The organism is Parendozoicomonas verongulae, from assembly GCF_009711465.1.
GTDB classification, from domain to species: Bacteria; Pseudomonadota; Gammaproteobacteria; order Pseudomonadales; family Endozoicomonadaceae; genus Sansalvadorimonas; species Sansalvadorimonas verongulae.
The window spans coordinates 1-1,325 of the sequence record NZ_SMME01000736.1 but is presented as its reverse complement, the minus strand read 5'-3'; the positions used below and the strand labels follow the sequence as shown (position 1 = coordinate 1,325).

The window sequence follows — 1,325 nt, the reverse complement described above, 5'->3', positions numbered from 1 at the left end:
CCGTTGATACAGGAGCCTCTTCCTGCTCCATAGCGTGATACTCAAAGTTGCCCCAGTGATCAAAAATCACAAACTTCCGCTTGTGCTGACCGGGGCCAAACAGGTTCTCACACAGGCGGGTTCCCCGGCCGATCATCTGCCAGAACTTCACCTTGGATTTCACCGGTTTGGCAAAAACCAGATTCACCACTTCTGGTACATCAATACCGGTGTCCAGCATATCTACGGAGATGGCGATGGTGATTTCACTGTCGCTTACCTGACTGCCTGCGGCTTTTTTATCACCTTTGAAGTCATCAATAAGCTGCTCTGCCCGAGGGTCGTAGTTATCAATCACCTTACAGAAGCTGCCGCCAAACTGGGGATACATCTCATCGAACACCTCCTGCAGCATCACCGCATGTTTATGGTTACGGGCAAAGACGATGGTTTTGCCCGGTAGCTGTTCGTCCCGGTCTCTCAGGCCGTTTTCCATCAGGTTGCGGATAATGGCGCGATTGGTGTCGCGGTTGAAAATGGCCTTGTCGATGGACTTGGCATCAAAGTCCAGCTCGTTAGGGTCTATGCCCTGCTCTTCCAGTTGGGCGATCTGCTCGTCAGACAGGTTGTCCTTTTTAATCCCTTCCCGCAGAAACTGAGTGGTATGGGTGATGACTTCATAAGGCGTAAGGAAGTCGTCATTGATGGCGGCTTCCAGCGAGTACTCAGCGGTGGGGATACGCCCTTCACACCCAAACAGGCCGTAGGTGGTATGGCCGATCATATCCACAGGGGTGGCCGTTAAGCCGACCTGCAGAGCATCGAAATATTTGAACAGGTCACCGTAGACGTTATAGATAGAGCGGTGGGATTCGTCCGCAATAATCAGGTCGAAGTACCCCACGTCGTACTGATCCATGATCTTCATCATGCCGGGATAGGTGGCGATGAAGATGCGGGAGTTGGTCATGTACTTCTTATCGGTTTTACCCACTACATAAATGGGATCGTTCACGAACTCATTGAAGGCGTTACGTGCCTGCTTGCGCAGCTCCCGGCGGTCACACAAGAACAGCACCCGTTTGGCCCAGCGGGCATCCAGCAGCTTTTTGGTGAGGGCTATAGCTACACGGGTTTTGCCGGTACCTGTAGCCTGCACGATAAGAGATTTTCGGTGCTTATCGCTGAATCGCTCACTGACCCGGGTAATGGTCTCCAACTGGTAGAGTCGTCCGGTGATACTGGTATCAACCGGCACCTCTGAGAGGCCTGCGACTGCTGCGTTGCTGGATCAGGTATTCCAGACTTTCCGGGCTGTAAAAACCAAACAGCTTGCGGGGCGGATA

General features: G+C 52.7%; 1 protein-coding gene. It reads right to left on the bottom strand.

Annotated features, from left to right (window positions below; translation table 11 throughout):
- Nucleotides 1-1,237: DEAD/DEAH box helicase family protein (locus tag E1189_RS04415; protein ID WP_329601892.1), on the bottom strand; the 1,237-nt coding region annotated here is incomplete at its 3' end.
- Nucleotides 1,238-1,325 lie beyond the last annotated feature (88 nt).